Raw genomic sequence first — 21,206 nt, forward strand, 5'->3', positions numbered from 1 at the left:
ACTGTCACCCGTCAAAATGGTGACGTGAATCTGGATCACGCCTTCTTCTGCGGGAACCCCGCGCTCGACTTCGCGGCCACGCTCCGCGCCCGCCGCACGCTCCGGTTCGAGACGCTCGTGTCGCCGGACCGACTGGACGCCTGGTACGTCGAGTCCGGAGTCGTGGACGCCGTCTCGCCCAGCCGCGAGGCCGACGTCGAGCGGGCGATCGCCGTACGGGAGGCCGTCTACGCCCTGATCACCGCCCGGCGGCTCGGCGAGGTCTACGACGAGGATGCGCTCGCCGCGGTGAACGGCGCGGCCCGCAAGCCCTCCGCGACGCCTCAGCTCACCGCGACGGGGCGATGGACGGCCGCGACTCCCGAAGAGGCCCTGGCCACCGTGGCACGCCACGCCGTCGAGGTCATCGGCGGACCCGACGTTCCGCTGCTGAAGGAATGCGGCAATCCCGAATGCACCCGCGTCTACGTCGACCGGTCGCGCGGTGTGCGCCGGCAGTGGTGCGGCATGGAGTCGTGCGGAAACAAGGTGAAGGCCGCGGCCTACCGCGCCCGCAAGAAGCAGGTACGGACAACCGCGGTTCGCTGAGGCACAGGGCTCCCAAGGTTCACGGGATCCCAAGGTTCTCGTACCGCAGGAAGCACGGCAATATACGACCGATCGACTTTTTACTCCGCGGACCGGTTGCCCAGAGGGCGCTCCCTCCGGGCTCGTGTCACACGCCGCGCCAGATGTTGTCGAAAGCGGCGTCCTCGATGGATCGCCGCTGCCGAACGGCTTCCAGCTCCATCACCGCGTCGTTGACCGCGGCGAGTACCGTCGCCACCTCGTCGTCAGCGATGTCCGGCGCGTTCGAGGAGTCCGGCGTGTTCGGGGAGTCCTCGTCGGTCTCGGCGGCCTCGTCGAGGGGCTCGCCGTACAGCCCGGCGGCCGTAGCGAGGGCGACCAGAACGGGCTCGTGCGACTCCCAGCGATCGACGGCCCCGCGGCGGGCGGGGGAATCGACGAGCGCCACGTCACCGGCCCGGAAGGACACCAGACGGCGGCGCTGGCGGGTGAGCTGGCCTTCGGTCTCGAAGGCGGTCAGGTAGGCCGAGGACAGATCACGGCCTCGCCGCCACAGCCAGTCCTCCACGGACTCGTACGGCTCCTGACGGGTGAGCGCCGACTCGGCCGCACGCAGCAGGGGGTCGTCCAGGGCGGGCGGGCCGCCGGGCACGATGCGATCACCGTCCAACTCGACGGCTCGGGCACCGAGGAGGTCGATGACCTCGGCCCCGGCGAGCGCAAGGGACAGGCTGCCCCGGTCCGCAGGGCGGCCGGATTCCCCATCCATGGCGACGATCAGCAAGTCCCGCGGTGTGGTCATGATCCGCTTCCCCTCGGAGGTATGAGCAAGCGTACGTCGCCGACGCCGAGGCCCGCCGTGCGGTCGACCGGCCCCACAGACAGGTACGGACCCACAGACGGGTACGGGCTCACAGGCACGTACGGACGAGCCACTCGTCGGAGTTGTACGTGTCCCTCGCCGGGTCGGGCACGGTCGCCGGCTTTTCCTCGACCATGTCCGCCAGGCCGATGCGCTCCGGCAACGCGCCGAATCGCGTACGGCGTGCGGCCTGGGCGGCGTCCGGAGCGTTCTCCTGATGCACCATCTCGTCCTCCTGGCTTCGATCCGGGTTCGGTCGCGGCGATCCGTCGCGGCGAAGACGGCGTCACCCGGCCCGCTCGCGTCACCTGCCGAACAGGTGATGATGGTCGCAGGAATTTTCGTCACCTGTCAAGGAGGTGACGGGCCTGACGATCCCCACCAGAAGCCCCACCACGGCCGGAAGCGGCACCCCAGGACGCCGACGGCGACGATCCGTTCGGCAGGACTTACCAAACTTGGAACCTTCGCTTTCTTGAACTGTTCGTGTTTAGGGCGCTAGGTTTGGCGTCATGACCACACCCCGTACTCCGACCACCGCCGAGGAGCTGCGCGGTGTCGGCCTGCGGGTTACGGCCGCCCGCGTCGCACTGCTCGAGACCGTCCGCCGCGGCGACCACCTCGGAGTCGAGGCGATCGCCTCCGGGGTACGCGACCGCGTGGGCCACATCTCCCTCCAGGCCGTGTACGAGGCCCTCCACGCGCTCACCGCGGCGGGACTCATACGCCGCCTCGAACCGCCCGGCAGCCCGGCCCGGTTCGAGGGACGTGTCGGAGACAACCACCACCACCTCGTGTGCCGGACGTGCGGCGTCGTCGCCGACGTCGACTGCGCGGTCGGCCACGCCCCCTGCCTCACCGCGTCCGACGACCGCGGCTTCGCGATCGACGAGGCCGAGGTCATCTACTGGGGCCTGTGCCCCGCCTGTTCCACCAGCCGCAGTTCCTGAGCACCGTGATACACCCAGTTCGGAAGGACTCTCATGACTGAGAACCATGATGCGATCGTCACTGACCCGAAGCCCGCGGAGGCGGGAGGCTGCCCGGTCGCGCACGAGCGCGCCCCGCACCCGACTCAGGGCGGCGGAAACCGCCAGTGGTGGCCGGAGCGGCTCAACCTGAAGATCCTTGCCAAGAACCCCGCCGTGGCCAACCCCCTCGGTGAGGACTTCGACTACTCCGAGGCGTTCAAGAACCTCGACCTCGCGGCCGTTAAACAGGACATCACCGAGGTACTGACCACCTCGCAGGACTGGTGGCCGGCCGACTTCGGCAACTACGGCCCGTTCATGATCCGTATGGCGTGGCACAGCGCGGGCACCTACCGCATCAGCGACGGCCGCGGCGGCGCCGGTGCCGGTCAGCAGCGCTTCGCTCCCCTGAACAGCTGGCCGGACAACGGCAACCTGGACAAGGCCCGCCGTCTGCTGTGGCCGGTGAAGAAGAAGTACGGCCAGAGCCTCTCCTGGGCCGACCTGATGATCCTCACCGGCAACGTCGCCCTTGAGCAGATGGGCTTCGAGACCTTCGGCTTCGCCGGCGGCCGTGCGGACGTCTGGGAGTCCGAGGAGGACGTGTACTGGGGTCCCGAGACCACCTGGCTCGACGACCAGCGCTACACCGGCGACCGCGAGCTGGAGAGCCCGCTCGGCGCCGTCCAGATGGGCCTCATCTACGTCAACCCCGAGGGCCCGAACGGCAACCCGGACCCGATCGCCGCGGCCCGCGACATCCGTGAGACCTTCCGCCGGATGGCGATGAACGACGAGGAGACCGTCGCCCTCATCGCCGGTGGTCACACCTTCGGCAAGACCCACGGCGCGGGCCCGGCGGAGAGCGTCGGCGACGACCCCGAGGCTGCCCCGATCGAGGCGCAGGGCCTGGGCTGGAAGAACTCCTTCGGCACCGGCAAGGGCGCGGACGCCATCACCTCCGGCCTGGAGGTCACCTGGACCACCACGCCCACCCAGTGGAGCAACGGCTTCTTCGACAACCTCTTCGGCTACGAGTGGGAGCTCACCCAGAGCCCCGCAGGCGCCAACCAGTGGAAGCCGAAGGACGGCGCGGGCGAGGGCACCGTCCCGGCCGCCCACGACGCCTCGAAGAAGATCGCCCCCTCGATGCTCACGACGGACCTGTCGCTGCGCTTCGACCCGATCTACGAGCCCATCTCCCGCCGCTTCCACGAGAACCCGGCGGAGTTCGCGGACGCGTTCGCCCGCGCCTGGTACAAGCTGACCCACCGTGACATGGGCCCGAAGTCGCTCTACCTCGGCCCGGAGGTTCCGGCGGAGACCCTGCTGTGGCAGGACCCGCTGCCCGCCGCGGAGGGCGAGGCCATCGCCGCCGAGGACGTCACCGCCCTCAAGGCGAAGATCCTCGGCTCGGACCTGACCGTCTCGCAGCTCGTCTCCGCCGCCTGGGCCTCGGCCTCGACGTTCCGCGGCAGCGACAAGCGCGGTGGCGCCAACGGCGCGCGCGTCCGTCTGGAGCCGCAGCGCGGCTGGGACGCCAACGACCCCGACCAGCTGGCCCAGGTGCTGCGTGTCCTCGAGGGCATCCAGGCGGAGTTCAACTCCGGTGCCAAGAAGGTCTCGCTGGCCGACCTGATCGTTCTCGGTGGCAGCGCGGCCGTCGAGAAGGCCGCCAAGGACGCCGGTCACGACGTCACGGTGCCCTTCACCCCGGGCCGTGTCGACGCCACGGAGGAGCACACCGACGCGGAGTCCTTCGCCGCCCTCGAGCCGGCCGCCGACGGGTTCCGCAACTACCTCGGCAAGGGCAACCGGCTGCCGGCCGAGTACCTGCTGCTCGACCGTGCGAACCTGCTGACCCTCAGCGGCCCCGAGCTGACGGTCCTCGTCGGTGGCCTGCGTGTCCTGGGCGCCAACCACCAGCAGTCGTCGCTCGGTGTCCTCACCGCGACCCCCGGCAAGCTGACGAACGACTTCTACGTCAACCTGCTGGACCTGGGCACGACGTGGACGCCGACGTCCGAGGACGCGACCACCTTCGAGGCCCGCGACGACGCCACGGGCGACGTCAAGTGGACCGGCACCCGTGCCGACCTCGTCTTCGGCTCGAACTCCGAGCTGCGCGCGCTCGCCGAGGTCTACGCGGCCGACGACGCGAAGGAGAAGTTCGTGAACGACTTCGTCGCGGCGTGGACCAAGGTCATGGACCTCGACCGGTTCGACCTCGTCTGATCGGTTCGTTCTGATCGGTTCATCGTGACGTCCGGGCCGGCCCCCACAGGCCGGCCCGGACGTTCTCGTTTCCGGGACTTCTCCACCCGCCCCACAAGCTGCGACCGCGGTACGGCCACTGCGACGTCAAGCCCGCCAACATCGGCCTCACCCGACGCGGTATCGCGAAGCTGCTGGACTTCGGTGCCGCGTACCGGATCGGCGGCACCGAGACCATCACGGCCAACGGCCCCTTCAGCGTGTGTACTCATCAGGGTCCGCGCCCGCTCCGGGACCCCTCCCCGAAGCGGGTCCGTATAAGTAGGGGCGGATGCCACCTCGCCCGGAGCACGGAGCGCTGAGCGCTGAGCGCGGAGCCCAGGGCTCAACGGCGGTGGCGTGCGCACGAGTTGACACGCGTTGAAAGGTGATCGGATGAGCACGCGCAGGGGCCGGGTCGGCGTCGCGGGAGCGCTGGCCCTGATGGTGGTCCTCACCGGCTGCGGAGGGAACGGCGGCGGAGGCCGGGACGACGGCTCCGGGGAGGGGGCGGAGCCGTCTTCGACTCGTACGCCGTCGAGGGCGAGCGGCGCGAGCACGCCGCCGGAGTCGGCGCGACCGTCCTCGCGGTCGGCGTCGCCGTCCGCCTCCCCGTCACCGAGCGGACCGGCCACGTCGACCGCACCCGCCGACGGCACCGATGTCGACGCCTGCTTCGACGGACGGTGTGAGATCACCGTGTCGAAGCCCATGACCATCAAGGTCGACAGCCGGTTCGGCGTCAGCAACCTCCGGGTCACCAAGGTCACGGAGGATGCCGTGATGCTCCAGTCCTCCGGCTCCGGCGTGTTCCTGAGCACGTCGGTCGGCGAGGGCGGCACCGGCGGACTGAAACAGCCTCGGCTTCCGCGTGAAGTCCCTGAAGGGCGGCAGGGCGGTCCTGGAGTTCTTCCCCAAGAACTGACTCCCGCCCTGCCTCTACTCCGGCCCTGCCTCCACTCGGCCCTCGCCCCGGCCGCGTTACTGCTCAGCGGACAATCAGCGAACGACCAGCGGCCGGAACGCGGAGCGCACGTCGGACTTCGACTCGCTGACGTACGTGGTCGACGGCGGGCCCGAGTCGGAGTCGTTGGAGGAGAAGTACGTGATGCTCGCGGGGCAACTCGACCCGTTGATCTGGATCTTGCGCTTGGCGACGAGTTTGCCGGTGCGCACCTCGTAGACCCTCACCGGGACCGCGATCTTGCGGAAGGTCACATACGTGGTGGACCCGGAGGACCGCCCCTGGTACGGGCAGGTCCGGACGGAGGTGCCGTAGGTGTCCTCGCCCATGCAGACCACCAGGACGGCGTCGGCCGCGTCGGCCGCCTTCCAGGAACCGGGGAGTTTGTCGGCGTAGTCCTGGCCGTATGTGTTGCCGGTGTAGAACAACGCGCGGTTGGTGCCCTTGCCCATCGACTTGGCGCCGCTGTACTTCGCCGGGTGGGAGCAGTACTCGGGCTGGGTTCCGGAGCCGGGTGCGAGCAGGCTGCGGACGTTGGCCAACTCGATGCTCTGGGTGGCCTTCCGGGCTCCCTTCCTGGCCTTGTCCGCGAGGTCGTCGCCGGGGTAGCGGTCCAGCAGCCGCTCGTAGTGCGCCAGGGCTTCCTGCCAACTGCTGTCCGTCATCAGCTCGTCACCGCAGCCGACCAGCGCGGCCGGTGCTGTCCGCTTGGCCGTGGTGGCGGACCGGTCCAGTACGTCGTGGCTGCGCTTCCGGTCGCGGAGCCAGTCCGTGACGGTGACGGTGGTGCAGGGGTCCTTGGCGGGCAGGCTGCCGAGGAATCCGGTCAGGGTCGTCTCGACCGTCTTCTCGTTGCCGGGGTCGGCGAGGACGGAGGCGAGTGTGCCGAAGCCCTCGTCCAGGGCATCGGTGTTCCCGGTCAGCGCGGTGTTCAGTTCCGTCCGGGCAGACCGCAGCCGGTCGCATGCCTTGACGGTCTCGTCACCGCGGGCGGCCAGCGGGGCGCCGGCGACGCGATGCCCGAACCACACCCTGTCCTGGGCGCTCGACACCCCGGCGCAGTCGCCGCTTTCGCGGGCCTCCGTGACGCTTTCCTCGATCCTGGACGCGTCGAATCGCAGCAGTGCCACGGCCAGCAGCACCGACAGTGTGATGCAGAGTGCGACCACTCGCTGACCTCGCAACGCAACGCCACCGCCGCCCCTGCTGGCCAGGAACCACCCGTGGGCGGAGACCGCGACCCACCACACGAGCACGGCGATCTCGTACGCCGGCCGGGCGGTCGAGACGAGCCGGGAGACGAGCACGACGGTGATGACCGCGGCGGCGACGGCCAGTCTGCGCCGCCGCAGCATCAGGTAACCGACGCCGAGAAGGGACGCGTTGCCGAGGGCGACGGCCAGTGGATCGTGCGGCCGGTTCTCAAGAGGCGTGGGCTCCGGCACCTCGGGCATGGCATGCGTCGGTTCGTTCATCCTGGTCTCCCCCGGTCGCAGAACGAGTCTCGATGTCCGCATGGTGCGGCCCCGCCCCCGGGACCCCTCCCAGGGGCTGCACCCTCAGCGCATGAGCGCGCCGCGCAGTGTGAGGCCGTAGTTGGTGCGTAGGCGGCGCAGTTCCCAGAGGCACACCGCGGTCACCGACAGCGGTGCGCCGAGCACGACAACGATCCGGACAGGCCCCGGCAGAGTTGCGTAGGCCCCTGTAAACATGTCCACCAATGCCATCTCCCACACGAGCGTGATGGCCAGCAGCGGCGGCACCGTCTCATGGATGTCGGCCGTGCGGAAGACATGGACGAGTGACATACCGATGCCGTAGAAGACGAACGGGAGGACCCAGACGATCGTGAGCAGGATGACGACCACCGTGACCACCGTCATCGCGGGATTGGTGGCGAACCGCCCGCCGGCGAAACCCGTGAGCACGCCCGCGGGGAACACGAACATGGCGCCCATAATGGCCAGGATCGAGCCGAAGGGCTTCGCGGTGCGGCGCAGCAACTCCTGACGGGCCGGTGGCCGGGCCACGGCGATCAACAGGCCGACGGCCACCGGGAAGGTCGCCGCGAGCACGAGTACGTTGATCCAGGCCTGGCTTCCGCGGTCGCTCGCGATGTCCCCCGCGGACTCGGCGAGTTTGTAGGAGATCGTCACCCACACAACGGCACACAGGCCGACGATGGTGCGGATCTTCTGGATGCGGGCGACCACCTCGTCGTCCACCCGGCCCGGCCGCGACGGCGTGAAGACCTTGCGCCCGATCGCGATGGGACCCGCGGTGCGCCACAGCCGCCCGAGCGGACCCACCCGGCGCTGGGGCAGCGGCCCCGGGTACGGCGGGCCGGGCTGCGGAGGATAGGGATGCGGCCCGTTGGGATACGGGGCATTGGGATACGGGGCGTTGGGATACGGGGCATTGGGATACGGGGCGTTGGGCGGGTAACCGCCGGGCGGCGGTGCGGTGTTGTACGGGTACGGACCCTGGGGCTGCGGAGGCACATTGCCACCGTGCGGGTCGAACGGCGGCGGCCCCTGCGGGTTCCAGGCGTTCATCTCTGCGGCTCCCCCGATTCGCGGCTGAAGTGACGGACGCGTCGCCGCAGTGTATTGGTTGCAGACGGGAAGCATTTTCCGAGGCCGGGGCGAGGGGCGAGGGACTCGGCGGGGTCACTCCCAGACGACGACGTTGCGTCGCACGGGCACTGTCGAGGCGTCGGTGGCGAACAGTTCCGGCGAGTGCGCGCGGATGCGTTCGATGTCGCTGAAGACGGCCCGCAGGTGCGTACGCATGGCCGTGCGGGCGAGCGGGACGTTCCCGCCGACGATCGCCTCGAAGATCTCGTGGTGCTGGGCGGCGAAGACGGCCGGGGACACGTTCTCGTGCAGCCCGAGGCGCCGGGCCCGGTCCAGGTGACCCTTTGCCGCGGCGACGGTGGTCCACACGTTGCCGTGACCGCTCAGACGCATCAGGCCCTGGTGGAACGCCTCGTCCAGGTCGAAGAACTCCTCAAGGTCGAGGTCCGCGCGCCGCTGGCGGTTCAGATTGCCCCGCAGTTCCTCGACGACCGCGGGGTCGAGCCGCTCGGGAAGACCGTCGAGCGATGCGAGCTCCACCGCCTCCCGGAGGAACTGCGCGTCGGCCACCTGCGCCGGATCAACCCGCGAGACGAACGACCCGATCTTCGGGAAGACCTGCACCAGGCCCTCCTGGGCCAGCAGGATCAGGCTCTCCCGCACGGGCGTGCGACTGACGCCCAGCGACGCGGCGAGTTCGTTCTCCGAAAGGGCCGCGCCCGGGGGAAGTTCGAGGGTCAGGACCAACTGACGCAATTTCAGATAGATATCGCGCCGACTCGTCCGCCCGTTCGTTTGAGCCATGTGCACATCGTACGTAGGACGGCGAGACAAGTATTGCCATGCTGCGAGACAGATGCTTGTATACAAGTACTTCGCGACCAAGGAGTACCTGTGAGCAAGATCGAACGCGTCGAGGTGTTCGTCGCCTCCCCCGGCCGGACCTTCGTCACGCTGCGCATCACCACGACGGACGGGGTGACCGGGCTCGGTGACGCCACGCTCAACGGTCGTGAGCTGTCCGTGGCGAGCTATCTGCGCGATCACGTGGTTCCCCTGCTGATCGGCAAGGACCCCGCCCGTATCGAGGACATGTGGCAGTACCTCTACAGGGGTGCCTACTGGCGACGCGGGCCGGTCACCATGACCGCGATCGCCGCCGTCGACACCGCCCTGTGGGACATCAAGGGCAAGACGGCGGGACTGCCCGTCTACCAGCTCCTCGGCGGCCGGTCCCGCGACGGCGTGCTGGTCTACTCGCACGCCAGCGGCACCGACACACCCTCGCTGCTGGACGACGTCCAGCGCTATCTGGAGCTGGGCTACAAGGCAGTACGGGCGCAGGCCGCCGTGCCCGAGGTCGGCGGCACGTACGGGGTGCGCAAGGGCAAGGTCTACGAGCCGGCCGCGACCGAGCTGCCCGACGAGCAGCCCTGGGACACCGAGGCCTACCTCGGCTTCGCGCCCACTTATCTGGAGGCGGTTCGGGAGCGCTTCGGCTTCGGCTTCCACCTGCTGCACGACGTGCACCACCGGCTGACCCCGATCGAGGCGGCCCGGTTCGGCAAGAGCGTCGAGGGCTGCCGGCTGTTCTGGATGGAGGACCCGACCCCCGCCGAGAACCAGGAGGCGTTCCGGCTCATCCGGCAGCACACCACGACGCCGATCGCGGTCGGCGAGGTGATGAACTCGATCTGGGACGTCCAGCACCTGATCACCGAGCAGCTCATCGACTACGTACGCACCACGGTCGTCCACGCGGGCGGGATCACCCATCTGCGGCGGATCTTCGACCTGGCCGCGCTCTACCAGGTCCGGACCGGGTCCCACGGGGCGACCGACCTCTCCCCCGTCAGCATGGCGGCCGCCGTGCACGTCGACATCACCGTGCCGAACTTCGGCATCCAGGAGCACATGGGCCACCCCGACGAGACCGCCGAGGTGTTCCGTACGGGGGTGACCTTCGCCGACGGCATGCTGCACCCCTCCGAGGAGCCGGGTCTCGGCGTCGAGTACGACGAGAAAGCCGCCGAGCACTTCCCCTACCAGCGGCGCTACCTCCCGGTCGCCCGCCGTCTCGACGGGTCGGTGCACGACTGGTGAGCGCCGACGACCTGTTGAACCGTGACGCCCTCCTCCGGCTCCCACCCGAGCTGCGGCCCGCCGTCGATCCGGCCGAACTGCGCACCCGTGTCGTCCACTTCGGTCTCGGCGCCTTCCACCGGGCGCACCAGGCGGTGTTCACCGAGCAGGCCGCCGCGCGCTCCGGTGAGCCCTGGGGCATCACCGCGGTCGCGCCCCGGTCGGCCGCGACCGTACGCGCCCTGCGGGACCAGGACTGTCTGTACTCGCTCACCGAACGCCGTCCGGACGGGCACCGCACGCGTGTCGTGGGCTCGGTCGTCGGTGCGCTGGCCATGGGCCCCGATGCCAAGACCGTCGACGCCCTGCTCGCCGACCCCGAGGTGACGGTGGTGACCCTGACCGTGACGGAGAAGGGTTATCACCGTTCGCCAATGACCGGCGGGCTCGACACCGCGGCCGGGCCCGTCGCCGCCGATCTCGCCGCGGGCCCCGACGGGCCCCTCACCACGGTGGTCGGGCGGCTGGCCGCCGGGCTGGCCGCGCGGATGCGGGCGGACGCGCCCCCGATCAATGTCGTGTCATGCGACAACATGGCGGACAACGGCGCAGCGCTGAGCCGTGTGATCCACGACTACATCCGTGCCTCGGCCTGGCCTGACCGCGCGGAGATCCTGGACCGGCTGGCCGAGGCCGTCGCCTTCCCCGCGACGGTCGTGGACCGGATCGTGCCCGCGACGAGCGAGGCCGACCGGGCGGCCGCCGTCGCCGCGCTCGGGGTGCGCGACGCCCTCCCCGTGACGGGCGAGCCGTACCGGCAGTGGGTGCTGGAGGACTCCTTCGCCGCGCCCCGGCCGCCCTGGGAGCTCGACGGCGCCCTGTTCGTGCCGGACGTCGCGCCCTACCAGCTCACCAAGCTGCGGCTGCTCAACGGCTCCCACTCCGCCCTGGCCTACCTCGGTAGGGCCGCCGGGCTCGCCACGATCGCCGAGACCATGGCGGCGGACTGGGGCGAGCGCCTCGTACGGTCGCTGTGCGCGGAGGTCGCCCCCACCCTCCCGGCCGACGGCCCCGATCCGGTCGCGTACGCCGACGATCTCGTCGTACGCTTCCGCAATCCCGCCATGCACCACCTGCTGCGGCAGATCGGCTCCGACGGATCAGTGAAGATCACGGAGCGCTGGCTGCCGGCCCTGCGCGAACTACGGGCCCGCGGAGCGAGCACCCCGATCCTCGAACTCGCCCTCGCCGCATGGGCGGACGGCACCCGACGGGCCGACGCTCCCGCCGATCCGGCCGCCGAGGCGCTCGCCGCCTGCTGGGGGCCCGCGACCCGCCCCGCCGAGACCGTACGCGCACTGCTGCGCGTGCTCGGTGCGGCGGACCTGGCGGACGACGCGGCGCTCACCGCCACCGTCGCGGACCGGCTACCCGCCCTGCGTGCCGGACGAATCGAGATCTGAGCCCCGCTCAATGCCCGCTTTCGAACCCCTCTCGGTCCCCCACATCTGAGGCTCACTTCAGTCCCCGAACAACGGAGTTCACGATGAAGGACAGCGTCATAGCCGCTCAGCAGACGCCATCCGCCCAGCGCAGCACCCGAGATCTGACCCGGGCCGCCGTCTCGGGCTGGCTCGGCACGGCCATGGAGTTCATGGACTTCCAGCTCTACTCGCTGGCCGCCGCGATCGTCTTCAACAAGATCTTCTTCCCCGACGTCAGCCCTGCCATCGGACTGATCGCCGCCATGGCCACCTACGGCGTCGGATACGTCGCCCGGCTCGCCGGGGCCGTCTACTTCGGGCGGATGGGCGACCGGATCGGCCGCAAGAAGGTCCTGTTCCTCACGATCCTGCTGATGGGCGCCTCCACCACGCTGATCGGCACCCTGCCCACGTACGCCACCATCGGCATCCTCGCGCCGATCCTGCTCGTCGTACTGCGCCTGGTGCAGGGTTTCGGCGCGGGTGCCGAGATCGCCGGGGCGACCGTGATGCTGGCCGAGTACGCGCCCGTGAAGAAGCGCGGGCTGATCTCCTCGCTGGTGTCGCTGGGCACGAACTCCGGGACGCTCGCCGCCTCCGGTCTGTGGGCCATCCTGCTCGCCGTGCTCAGCGAGGAGCAACTGCTCTCCTGGGGCTGGCGGTTGCCCTTCCTGCTGAGCTTCGGGCTGATGATCTTCGCGGTCTGGATCCGCCGCAGTCTCAAGGAGAGCCCGGTCTTCGAGGAGCGCCCCGACGTGGTCGACGGTGTGGCGCTGGCCCGTGACGAGGTCGAGTCCGCGATCGCCACGGCGGACGAGCACAAGGGCAGCGTCCTGGCGGCGGGCATCCGCCAGCGCAAGGGCAAGGCGTTCTTCCTCGCGCTCGGGCTGCGCTTCGGCCAGGCGGGCAACTCCGGGCTGATGCAGACGTTCCTGGTCGGCTACATCGCCACCAACCTGGCGGTCGGCCGGTCCGTCCCGACGGACGCGATCGTGTACGGCTCGCTGATGGGCTTCGCCACCGTGCCGGTGGTCGGTCTGCTGGGCGACCGCTTCGGACGCCGCCCGGTCTACCTCGCGCTCTCGGCTCTGACCGTCGTCCTCGCCTTCCCGGTGATGCTCCTCATCACCTCCGGCTCCACCCCGGGCGTGATGCTCGGCATGGTCCTCGGTCTGAACGTCGGCGTCCTCGGGCTGTTCTCGCTGGAGAGCGTCACGATGGCCGAACTCTTCGGCTCCCGCACCCGGTTCACCCAGCTCGCGCTCGCCAAGGAGATCGGCGGCATCCTCGCCACGGCGATCGGACCGGTCCTCGCGGCCACGCTCACGGCCGTCACCGGCAGTTGGTGGCCCATCGCGGCGATGCTCGTCGTCTACTCACTCATCACCTTCGTCAGTGCGTACCTCGCGCCCGAGACACGCGGACGCGACCTGGTCCGGCTGGAGGACGCCGTATGAGGGCGGTTGTGGTGCACGGTCCCGGCGACGTACGCGTCGACGAGCGAGCCCAACCGGTGCCGGGCGCGGGCGAGGTGCTGCTGGCCCTGGAGTGGGGCGGGATCTGCGGATCCGACATCGCGTACTGGAAGAAGGGCGCGTCCGGCACCGCCGCGCTCACGCACCCGCTGGTGCTCGGGCACGAGTTCGCGGGCCGGGTCGCCGCGCTCGGCAACGGAGTCACCGGCCTCCGGGAAGGGCAGCCGGTCACCGTGCACCCGGCCCAACTGGTCGGCGACGGCGTCCTTCCCGAGCGGATCGCCGGACGGACCAACCTCTACCCGCGCGTCCGCTACTTCGGCTCGGCGGCCTTCGACCCGCACACCGACGGCGGGTTCAGCGAGTACCGGGCGGTCCCCGCCGCCCAGATCCGGCCGCTGCCGGACGGCGTCGGCACCGAACAGGGCGCCCTCGCCGAGCCGTTGGCCGTCGCCCTGCACGCCGTCGGCCGGGCCCCCGACCTGCGCGGCCGTACGGTCCTGGTCAACGGCTGTGGACCGATCGGCTCCCTGGTCGTCGCCGCCGCGCGGTACCGGGGAGCGGGCCGGGTCGTCGCCGCCGATCTGGCGTCGACCTCCCTCGCCGTCGCCCGGGCCATGGGCGCCGACGAGACGTGCGACCTCTCCGCCGGCGACCGGCTGCCCGAGGACGTGGACGTGGTCTTCGAGGCGTCCGGCGCCCCGGCCGCGCTCGGTCCTGTACTGCGGGCCACGGCTCGCGGAGGCACCCTCGTACAGGTGGGCAACCTGCCCGGTACGGCCGTGGCCGCCGCGCTCGGAGACCTGGTGACCCGGGAGATCACCTGGATCGGCTCGTACCGGTTCGTCGAGGAGATCGACGAGGCGCTGCTCGCGCTCCGGGACGGCCTGGACGTGACCCCGCTGATCACCCACCGCTTCCCGCTGGAACGGGCCGAGGAGGCGCTCGCCGTCGCCGCCGACCCGGGGAGCGGGAGCAGCAAGGTGATGCTGCGCCTTGCCACCGAGGGCACCGTGTTGTGACGCACGGCGGGGCCTGGTCCAGGGCCCGCCCGCATGGGCCCGCCCGTCGCACCGGGCGCCTGCGGGCCGCTCCTTCGCAGCACCATGCCACCCCGGCGCACCCCCGCCCGCCACGCCATCGAGTCCGCAGTTCCGCCATCCCGCACCGTCCGCCAGGAGAATCCCGTGGCCCTGCCGTCCCCTCCTCCCCCAGCCGCCGACAGTCAGGAGCCGGTGGCCGACGTCGTGTGTGTCGGCGAGACGATGGCCGTGCTCAGCCCGCCGGACGCCCGCCCGCTCGCCGAGCAGCCCTCGCTCAGCATGGCCATCGGCGGCGCCGAGTCCAACGTCGCCTGCGGACTGGCCGGACTCGGGCACCGCGCGGCCTGGCTGAGCCGGCTCGGTGACGATCCGTTCGCCCGTCGCATCCTGGCCGAACTCACCGCGCGGGGCGTGGACGTGAGCGCCGTCGAGACCGATCCGGAACGGCCGACCGGCGTCTACTTCAAGGACCCGGGTCCGGAGCGTACGCGTACGCACTACTACCGCGGCGGATCGGCCGCGTCCCGGATGGGACCCGAGCTGGCCCGGAAGCCCGCACTCCGCCGGGCCCGCATCGTGCACCTGTCGGGCGTGGCCGCGGCCGTCTCCGACAGCTGTGCCCGCCTGCTGGAGGCGCTGCTCCTCGGCAGGGAGGGCCGCGCCACGCGTGGTCCGCTCGTCTCCTTCGACGTGAACCACCGTCCCGCGCTCTGGCGCGGGGGCGATGCGGACGCGGCGCGGAGTCTGCTGGCGCTCGCCCGCGCCGCGGACATCGTGTTCGTCGGGCGGGACGAGGCCGAGGAGTTGTGGGGCACCGGCCGTCCGGACGACATCGCGGCCCTGCTCGCTCCCGCGCCCGTCGTGGTCGTCAAGGACGCCGAACACGGAGCGACCTCGTACGCCGACGGGGTGCGGACGTTCGTGCCCTCGCTGCCCACCAAGGTCGTCGAACCGGTCGGCGCGGGCGACGCGTTCGCGGCCGGCTACCTGGCCGGCGTCCTGGAGGACCGCGACGAACGCTCACGGCTGCGCCTCGGCCATCTGGCTGCCGCCGCCGCGCTGCGGACCCGGGACGACGTGCCCGTCATGCCGCCGCGCACGGAGACCGACCTGTGCCTCGCCCTGGACGACGACGCGTGGGCCGCCACGGCGCCGAGCTGAGGAAACCGCCGTGCAAGTGCCCGAGCCGAGCCCCGCCGAGCAGGGCCCCATCGAAGGAGAACTCCCGCCCATGACCGCCGACTTCCTCTCCCAGCTGTCGAAGGACCGCGTGATCGCCGTCGTCCGCGCACCGGAGATACCCGACGCGGCGGCGTTGTGCGCGGCCCTGCGCGCCGGCGGCATCCGCTGGATCGAGTTCACCCGCACCACCCCCGGGCTCGCCGCGCACCTGCGACGGGCGGTGGCCGACGACGGGGACGGCATCGGCGCGGGCACGGTGATGACCGGCGAGCAGGCCGAGGAACTGATCGACGCGGGAGCCCGGTACCTCGTCACCCCCGGCTGCCGCCCGGAGGTCGCGAAGGCGGCGTCGGCGGCCGGAGTGCCCGTCGTCCTCGGCGCCCTCTCCCCGACGGAGGTCGGCCTGGCGCTCGACCTCGGCGCCGACGCGGTGAAGATCTTCCCCGCCCGCGCCTTCGGCCCCGGCTACCTCCGGGATCTGGCCGGCCCGTTCCCGGACGTACCACTGGTGGCCTCGGGTGGCGTCAACGAGGACAACGCGGCCGCCTTCCTCGCCGCCGGGGCGCGTGCGGTGTGCGCCGGTTCGAACGTCGTGCCGCCCGCCCTGGTGGCCGCCGGGGACTGGCCGGAGATCACCCGACGGGCCCGTGCCTTCATGGACTCCTGTCGATGAGTCGATGACGGCCGGGGGCAGCTTCAGGCGGGCCTGTCCCACAGCACATGCAGAGTGAGCGGCTTGCGGAAGACCAGACCGTACGGAGCGGTGGGGTGCTCCGGGTCCAGGCGCAGGGCCGGGAGGCGTTCGAGCAGTCGCTGGAGCGCGATCCGGGTCTCCAGGCGGGCGAGGTGTGCGGCGAGGCAGTAGTGCGGGCCGTGGGCGAAGGCCAGTTGGAGGCGTGCGTTCTCGCGGCCGACGTCGAAGCGGTCGGGGTCGGGGAAGACGGCCGGGTCGCGGTTGGCGCCGGTCAGGGAGACGGTGACCAGGTCGCCCTTGCGTATGGTGGCCGGGCCGAGGACGGTGTCGCAGGTGGCGTAGCGGTCCACGACCGCCGCCCCGGGTTCGAGGCGCAGCGATTCCTCGATCGCGCCGTCCAGGAGGCCGAAGTCGGCCAGGACCAGGGCGAGTTGGTCGGGGTGGCGCAGCAGATGCAGCAGCGCGTTGGTGATCATTCCCTCCGTGGTCTCGATGCCGCCGAACATCAGGACCGCGGCGTTGGAGGCCACTTCGGGCACCGACAGTCGCCCGGCGGCGGAGACGAGAAGCGACGACGTGTCCCGGTCGGCGACGGTGGCCTCCACGGCGGCCCGTAGCCGCGCGTACGCCGCGGCGCCGGCGGGTGCCGCCTCATGTCCGGCGGTGATGTCGGAGACCGACCGCACGATGGTGTCGTACCAGGCGAGCACCGTGTCCGCGTCGGTGCCCACCAGCCCGAGTGCCTCGGTCACGACGGCGACCGCCAGCGGGCCGGCGAAGGCGCGTCGCAGGTCGACGGCGCCGGTCGGTTCCAGGTCGGTGATGAGCCGCTCGGTCTCCAGCTCGATGAACGAGGCGAAGCCGTCACGGACCTCGCGCGGGCGGAAGGGCTGATTGAAGGGCTCGCGGTGGCGGGTGTGTTCGTCGCCGTCCAGCGACAGCATGCTCGGCCCGACGACCTGCGCGGTGGAGAACCGGGGGTCGTCGACGGTGAAGGTCGCCGCGTCCCGCATCACGCTCAGCGCGAGGTCGCGCCGGGTCACCAGCCAGCCGTCCAGTTCGGGAAGCCACGACACGGGCTCCCGCGCACGCAGTTGCGCCAGGCGCGGATGCGGATCCCGGGCGAGTTCGGCGAGCGTGGTCGCGGCCCCGAGCGGGAAGGAGCCGGCGAGGCTCATCGCGGAGTCCGGCATGGCGCACTCCGGCCGCGTGCAGAGAAACCGATCATATCCAAGGCTAACCGCTGAGCGCGGGGGCCGGGATCGGCCCCCGCACACCGTTCGCGAGGCCTCAGGTGGCGTCCATGGAGACCGGAATCGAACGTGCTCCGCGGTGCCCCCGACCGTGATCGTCGCGGTCACCGGCGTGTAGACGGCGCTGACGCCCTGGCCCTGTGCAGTCCCTGGCCTGACTGAAGCCGACCGTCGCGGCCAAGCTCGCCGAAGCCCCCGGTCAGGACGCGTCGCCATCCAGTTGTGGCAACCACCACTGACAGCGAGAAGCGGCCTGTCCCCTCCCCCGTGAGAGGACAGACCGCGGTCCTCACCTCAAAGGGCGACGATCCGGCTCGCCGTCGGCTTCGGCGACGGTTCTGGCTTCGGCTTCGGCGTCAGCAGGGGAAGAAGACGCCGTTGTCGTTGGCGAACCGCTTGAACGCGGCCTTGGTCCCCGATCCGGCGATCCCGTCGATGGTGCCCGTGTAGCCCCAGTACTCCTTGAACCAGCGCTGGTACGCCATCCGCCCGCGGCGGCACCGTCGACAGTTCCGGAACCGGTCCCGTCCGAGGCGTCCGCTCCGGCCGCGCAGGACGACGCGCTGGAAGCGGCCACCGCCGACGAGCTGTTCGACGTCCTGGACGAGGAACTGAGGGACCACGGCTGGGGATTCGCCGCCCGTCCGTTCCGGCAATGGGCGGACGGCGAGGCAGCGGTCGCCACGGCCGTGGGAAAGCAGGTGTCACGGCCGTGGGACAGCGGCCGTCAGGAACCTACGTTTCCCCGGCGAACCGGCGGACATGGTCGCCGGTGAGTACAGCCGTGACCACTTCCGTGCGGGACCGCAGCCCGGTGCGTGCGAACAGCCTGGACAGGCGGTTGGCGACCGCGTCCTCGCTGAGCCGCAGCACCGTGGCGATCTGACGGTTGGCCAGCCCTTCGGCGATCAGGGTCGCGAGCAGCTGCTCGTTCTCGGTGGAGGCCCGCTTGCGCCCGGGGACGGTGATTCCGGCCTCTCGCATGGCGGCCCTGGTGTGGAAGCGCGGCAGCGCGGCGCCGCTCTCCCCGAACAGTTCGTAGGCCTCGTGCAGCAGCGCGGGCGGACCCGCGCCCCCGTCGGCCGCGGCGACGAAGGTCACCGCCGTCTCGAACGGCTGGCTGCGCGAGCGGGCCAGGTCCACCGCTTCCCGCAGGTTCTTCCGGGAGTGGTCGGGGCTGTCCTGCCGCAGGACCCGGGCCGACGCGAGCAGGTACCTGAGACGTGTCCTGCCGCTGCCCATCCGGTCGGAGATCCGTTCCAGTCGTTCCACACAGGTCACCGCCTCACCGGTGCGTCCCGCCTCCGCGAGCAACTCGGCGAGGGAGGCCCACAGTTCGTCGATACCGGCGACGCGTCCATGGGCGTCCGCAGCGGCCAGGCCGCGGCGCAGTGTCTCCTCGGCCCCGGCCGGATCGCCGAGGACCCGCAGCACCTCTGCCTCGCAGACGTCCAGTGAGAACTCCAGCGAGCCCTCCTCCCGGCGGCGCACGCTGTCGATGAGGCGGCGGGCGCTGGTGGTTCGGCCACGGGCGAGGAGGATGGCCGCGGTCCGCGCGGGGATCAGAAAGCCGTCCGCCGCGGGCGTGTGGATCTGGTTGTTCGCGAGCATCCACCGGGCCGGTTCCAGTGCCTCGTCCCACCGGCCCCTGAGGTGGTGCCGGAGGAACTGGCTGCGCGGGGGCAGCACGTCGGACGTCAGGCCCTGTGCGGCCAGCAGAGCTTCCGCCGCGTGCAGGTCGTAGCCGCTGAGCAGTTCGTCGAACATGGCGGTGGCCAACGCGTAGACGTGGTCGGCGCCGATGTACGACGCCTCCGTCAGGGCCAGTGCCTGTCTGAACCGCTCCGGGCGGCCCAGCACCAGTTCGGCCACGGCGCGGAAGTAGGCGGGCTTCACACCGGCGCGGACGTCGGTGTTCCATACCGGTTCCGTCCGCGCCAGCAGATCCCGTGCTTCCCGCCACCGTTCCAGCCCGCACAGGGCCAGTGCCCGGCCGGTCACGGTGACGAGGTCGGGCAGCCGCAGTTCGTCCCACCACCGCGTCGTGGCCAGCCGGGACAGCGCACGCCAGTCCTTGTCGTTGGCCGTCGCCGCCGTGAGGACGTTGGCGGTGTCCTGCAGCGCGAGCGGACTGAGTACATCCGCCAGGTTGCGCAGAATCGACTCGGCGATGGTCCGCGCGGCCAGGTAGTCCCCCGCGTGGTAGGCGGCCTTGATGTACCGCAGCAGGGCCGGGACACGGTCGACGGGCCGCTCGACGAGGTTGCCGGCGGCACGGCACCACCGGAGCACTCCCCTGCCCTCGGGGTCGGATTGCAGCGCTTTGGCGGCGGCCGTCAGGTCGGTGACCGCCCGGTCGCGGTCGATGAGGAGCCCGGCCTCCGCGATCCGGTCCGCCAGGTAGGCCACCGCGTCCGCCCCGCCGAGCAGGGCCACCACCGGTGGTCCGTCCGCGTACCTGGTGCCCGCCGCGTCCCGGTCCGCCCACAGTGCCTCCACCGCGGCGGCGGACAGCCGGCCGCGTTCCAGCGGCCCCAGCCGCTCCCGGACGGCATGTGCCGTCAGCGGAATGCCGAGCGTCCATCCTCGTGCCGCGACGCCGTCAGGACCGGGCAGCTCTTCGACGATCTCCGCGTCGACCAGTCGGCGGATCTCGTCCCCGACAACGTTGCCAGAGAGCCCGGTCGATGTCGCGATCAGCTCCGCGGCCCGCCCGCCGAGCGGCCACAGGATGCTCAGGGCCCCGGCCACCGCGCGAGACGGCTCGCTCAGCGCGTCCAGCGCTCTCATGAACCGGTCGTTGTCCCGCAGTACCGGTGTCGGTGTTCGCGCACCGACGAAGGCGTGGTTGTCGGCCACCCTGACCGCCCGCTGCCGCGTCCACCCGGCGAGCAGGGCGTCGACGGCCGCGGGGACTCCGCATGTCAGCTCCCACACCCGCCGGGCCATACCGGTGTCGGGTGTCGCCCGTAATCGCCGTGCCACGAGGGCAGTTGTGCCGTCCGGCCCGAGACGGGACAGCAGGATCGGACGCGCCCACCCGGCATCCGTCAGTTGCTCCAACGGTCCCCCGGCACGGGGGTGCCGTGACGTCCGCCCCTCCTCGACAGCGGCAGCCGTCCGGGCCCGGGAGGTTCCCGCGCTCGCGCCGCCCGCGCTCCGCCCGCCACGCCCCACCGCCGAGGCCAGCAGCCGGACACCGGACGGCACCCGCGCGAAGTCGGTCCCGCGGAGCACGGCCAGCGAGGCCGCGTCGGCGTCCTGGACGTCGTCCATCACCACGACCACGGGCCCGGACCGCGCCAGAGCGGTGCGCAGCGCGACGGCCATGGCCGTGCCGTCCTGCGACTCGGCCGCCCGCAGGGCTTCGGCGGCCGGTTTTGCCGGTCTCTGGTGTGCCGGGACGGAACGGTGCCGCTCCAGCGCCATGACCAGCCGCAGCGCCAGCAGGAGCGGCCGCGCGCCGTCGCCCGGAACGCAGTCCACCGTGAGCACGGCCGTTCCTTCCGCCCGAAGCCGTTCGCCGACCGCGTGCACGAACACGGTGCGCCCGGCTCCTCGTTCACCCCGGACGAGCACCAGGCGCGGCCCGCCCGGATCCCTCAGGTGGCCGAGGGCCTCGTCCAGCTCCCGCTCGCGGCCGACCAGGCAGTCGCTCGTGCGGTCCAGACTCGCGGCCGTACCGCCATGGACCAGCCAGGGGTTTCCGGACGGAGAAGTCATGGTCCACCGTGCTCTCTTCGACTACATGTGCCAGGTGGACGGCGACGGACCCGGTGCGCCGGGCGTCTCCGTCCGGC

At 71.3% G+C, this 21,206-nt stretch carries 16 protein-coding genes and 1 pseudogene; 9 read left to right on the plus strand and 8 right to left on the minus strand.

Annotated elements, in window-relative coordinates; genetic code table 11:
* The first annotated feature begins 24 nt into the window (after window positions 1–24).
* Window positions 25–588 carry a CGNR zinc finger domain-containing protein gene (locus ACH4YP_RS38640; RefSeq protein WP_398495673.1) on the plus strand — a complete coding sequence of 188 codons (564 nt, stop codon included), beginning with the start codon at window positions 25–27 and terminating at the stop codon, window positions 586–588.
* Between the two features lie 127 nt (window positions 589–715).
* Here the strand turns inward: ACH4YP_RS38640 and ACH4YP_RS38645 are convergent, their stop codons facing one another.
* Both ACH4YP_RS38645 and ACH4YP_RS38650 read right to left on the minus strand, forming a co-directional pair.
* A complete protein-coding gene (locus ACH4YP_RS38645; RefSeq protein WP_398495675.1) occupies window positions 716–1,369 on the minus strand; it encodes a GPP34 family phosphoprotein in 654 nt (217 codons plus the stop codon).
* Window positions 1,370–1,478: 109 nt separating this feature from the next.
* Complete coding sequence (locus ACH4YP_RS38650) at window positions 1,479–1,655, minus strand: hypothetical protein (protein WP_361064058.1); 177 nt, start codon at window positions 1,653–1,655, stop codon at window positions 1,479–1,481.
* A 286-nt stretch (window positions 1,656–1,941) separates the two neighbouring features.
* On the opposite strand from ACH4YP_RS38650, the gene ACH4YP_RS38655 reads away from it, so the two are divergent.
* Together ACH4YP_RS38655 and katG are read left to right on the plus strand one after the other, a co-directional pair.
* Window positions 1,942–2,379, plus strand: coding sequence for a Fur family transcriptional regulator (locus tag ACH4YP_RS38655; RefSeq protein ID WP_361064061.1), 438 nt, complete (start codon window positions 1,942–1,944; stop codon window positions 2,377–2,379).
* Window positions 2,380–2,412: 33 nt separating this feature from the next.
* Window positions 2,413–4,635: a catalase/peroxidase HPI gene (gene katG / locus ACH4YP_RS38660; RefSeq protein WP_398495677.1), complete on the plus strand. Its 2,223-nt coding sequence runs from the start codon at window positions 2,413–2,415 to the stop codon at window positions 4,633–4,635.
* A gap of 1,017 nt (window positions 4,636–5,652) precedes the next feature.
* Here the strand turns inward: katG and ACH4YP_RS38665 are convergent.
* From ACH4YP_RS38665 to ACH4YP_RS38675, 3 genes are all read right to left on the minus strand, one after another.
* Entirely contained in the window at window positions 5,653–7,092 is a 1,440-nt protein-coding gene (locus tag ACH4YP_RS38665; RefSeq protein WP_398495678.1) for a tol-pal system YbgF family protein, read from the minus strand.
* Between the two features lie 84 nt (window positions 7,093–7,176).
* The gene (locus ACH4YP_RS38670) at window positions 7,177–8,172 is read right to left on the minus strand and encodes a hypothetical protein (RefSeq protein WP_398495680.1); all 996 of its coding nucleotides are present in this window, start codon (window positions 8,170–8,172) and stop codon (window positions 7,177–7,179) included.
* Window positions 8,173–8,286: 114 nt separating this feature from the next.
* Window positions 8,287–8,997 (minus strand): GntR family transcriptional regulator, encoded by a 711-nt coding sequence (locus ACH4YP_RS38675; protein WP_398495682.1) that lies wholly within the window; start codon window positions 8,995–8,997, stop codon window positions 8,287–8,289.
* 90 nt (window positions 8,998–9,087) lie between these two features.
* On the opposite strand from ACH4YP_RS38675, the gene manD reads away from it, so the two are divergent.
* The 6 genes from manD (at window position 9,088) to ACH4YP_RS38705 (ending at window position 16,132) form a co-directional block, all read left to right on the plus strand.
* Complete coding sequence (gene manD / locus ACH4YP_RS38680; RefSeq protein ID WP_398495684.1) at window positions 9,088–10,296, plus strand: D-mannonate dehydratase ManD; 1,209 nt, start codon at window positions 9,088–9,090, stop codon at window positions 10,294–10,296.
* Complete coding sequence (locus ACH4YP_RS38685) at window positions 10,293–11,738, plus strand: mannitol dehydrogenase family protein (RefSeq protein ID WP_398495686.1); 1,446 nt, start codon at window positions 10,293–10,295, stop codon at window positions 11,736–11,738. The genes manD and ACH4YP_RS38685 overlap by 4 nt, the downstream gene beginning before the upstream one ends.
* Before the next feature lie 83 nt (window positions 11,739–11,821).
* Window positions 11,822–13,216, plus strand: a complete 1,395-nt coding sequence (locus tag ACH4YP_RS38690) for an MFS transporter (RefSeq protein ID WP_398495688.1) — start codon at window positions 11,822–11,824, stop codon at window positions 13,214–13,216.
* Window positions 13,213–14,256 carry an L-idonate 5-dehydrogenase gene (locus ACH4YP_RS38695; protein WP_398495690.1) on the plus strand — a complete coding sequence of 348 codons (1,044 nt, stop codon included), beginning with the start codon at window positions 13,213–13,215 and terminating at the stop codon, window positions 14,254–14,256. The genes ACH4YP_RS38690 and ACH4YP_RS38695 overlap by 4 nt, the downstream gene beginning before the upstream one ends.
* Window positions 14,257–14,421: 165 nt before the next feature.
* Window positions 14,422–15,438, plus strand: a complete 1,017-nt coding sequence (locus ACH4YP_RS38700) for a sugar kinase (protein WP_398495692.1) — start codon at window positions 14,422–14,424, stop codon at window positions 15,436–15,438.
* A 70-nt stretch (window positions 15,439–15,508) separates the two neighbouring features.
* Complete coding sequence (locus tag ACH4YP_RS38705) at window positions 15,509–16,132, plus strand: bifunctional 4-hydroxy-2-oxoglutarate aldolase/2-dehydro-3-deoxy-phosphogluconate aldolase (protein ID WP_398495694.1); 624 nt, start codon at window positions 15,509–15,511, stop codon at window positions 16,130–16,132.
* Window positions 16,133–16,155: 23 nt separating this feature from the next.
* Here the strand turns inward: ACH4YP_RS38705 and ACH4YP_RS38710 are convergent, their stop codons facing one another.
* The 3 genes and pseudogenes from ACH4YP_RS38710 to ACH4YP_RS38720 all read right to left on the minus strand — a co-directional run bounded on the left by ACH4YP_RS38710 (window position 16,156) and on the right by ACH4YP_RS38720 (window position 21,129).
* Window positions 16,156–17,346, minus strand: coding sequence for a cytochrome P450 (locus ACH4YP_RS38710; RefSeq protein WP_398495696.1), 1,191 nt, complete (start codon window positions 17,344–17,346; stop codon window positions 16,156–16,158).
* Between the two features lie 416 nt (window positions 17,347–17,762).
* A pseudogene (locus ACH4YP_RS38715) lies at window positions 17,763–17,888 on the minus strand (peptidoglycan-binding protein); the annotation flags it as partial.
* Between the two features lie 253 nt (window positions 17,889–18,141).
* Window positions 18,142–21,129, minus strand: a complete 2,988-nt coding sequence (locus tag ACH4YP_RS38720; RefSeq protein WP_398495698.1) for an AAA family ATPase — start codon at window positions 21,127–21,129, stop codon at window positions 18,142–18,144.
* Window positions 21,130–21,206: the final 77 nt, after the last annotated feature.

Source organism: Streptomyces sp. NPDC020747 (genome assembly GCF_044334695.1).
Taxonomy (GTDB): Bacteria; Actinomycetota; Actinomycetes; order Streptomycetales; family Streptomycetaceae; genus Streptomyces.

Excerpts from the sequence above, each read along its gene's own strand:
- ACH4YP_RS38655 (WP_361064061.1), top strand. The coding sequence starts at position 1,942 with ATGACCACACCCCGTACTCCGACCACCGCCGAGGAGCTGCGCGGTGTC.
- katG (WP_398495677.1), top strand. The coding sequence starts at position 2,413 with ATGACTGAGAACCATGATGCGATCGTCACTGACCCGAAGCCCGCGGAG.
- ACH4YP_RS38705 (WP_398495694.1), top strand. The coding sequence starts at position 15,509 with ATGACCGCCGACTTCCTCTCCCAGCTGTCGAAGGACCGCGTGATCGCC.
- ACH4YP_RS38690 (WP_398495688.1), top strand. The coding sequence starts at position 11,822 with ATGAAGGACAGCGTCATAGCCGCTCAGCAGACGCCATCCGCCCAGCGC.
- ACH4YP_RS38650 (WP_361064058.1), bottom strand. The coding sequence starts at position 1,655 with ATGGTGCATCAGGAGAACGCTCCGGACGCCGCCCAGGCCGCACGCCGT.
- ACH4YP_RS38645 (WP_398495675.1), bottom strand. The coding sequence starts at position 1,369 with ATGACCACACCGCGGGACTTGCTGATCGTCGCCATGGATGGGGAATCC.
- ACH4YP_RS38720 (WP_398495698.1), bottom strand. The coding sequence starts at position 21,129 with ATGACTTCTCCGTCCGGAAACCCCTGGCTGGTCCATGGCGGTACGGCC.
- ACH4YP_RS38665 (WP_398495678.1), bottom strand. The coding sequence starts at position 7,092 with ATGAACGAACCGACGCATGCCATGCCCGAGGTGCCGGAGCCCACGCCT.
- ACH4YP_RS38710 (WP_398495696.1), bottom strand. The coding sequence starts at position 17,346 with ATGCCGGACTCCGCGATGAGCCTCGCCGGCTCCTTCCCGCTCGGGGCC.
- ACH4YP_RS38675 (WP_398495682.1), bottom strand. The coding sequence starts at position 8,997 with ATGGCTCAAACGAACGGGCGGACGAGTCGGCGCGATATCTATCTGAAA.
- ACH4YP_RS38695 (WP_398495690.1), top strand. The coding sequence starts at position 13,213 with ATGAGGGCGGTTGTGGTGCACGGTCCCGGCGACGTACGCGTCGACGAG.
- ACH4YP_RS38670 (WP_398495680.1), bottom strand. The coding sequence starts at position 8,172 with ATGAACGCCTGGAACCCGCAGGGGCCGCCGCCGTTCGACCCGCACGGT.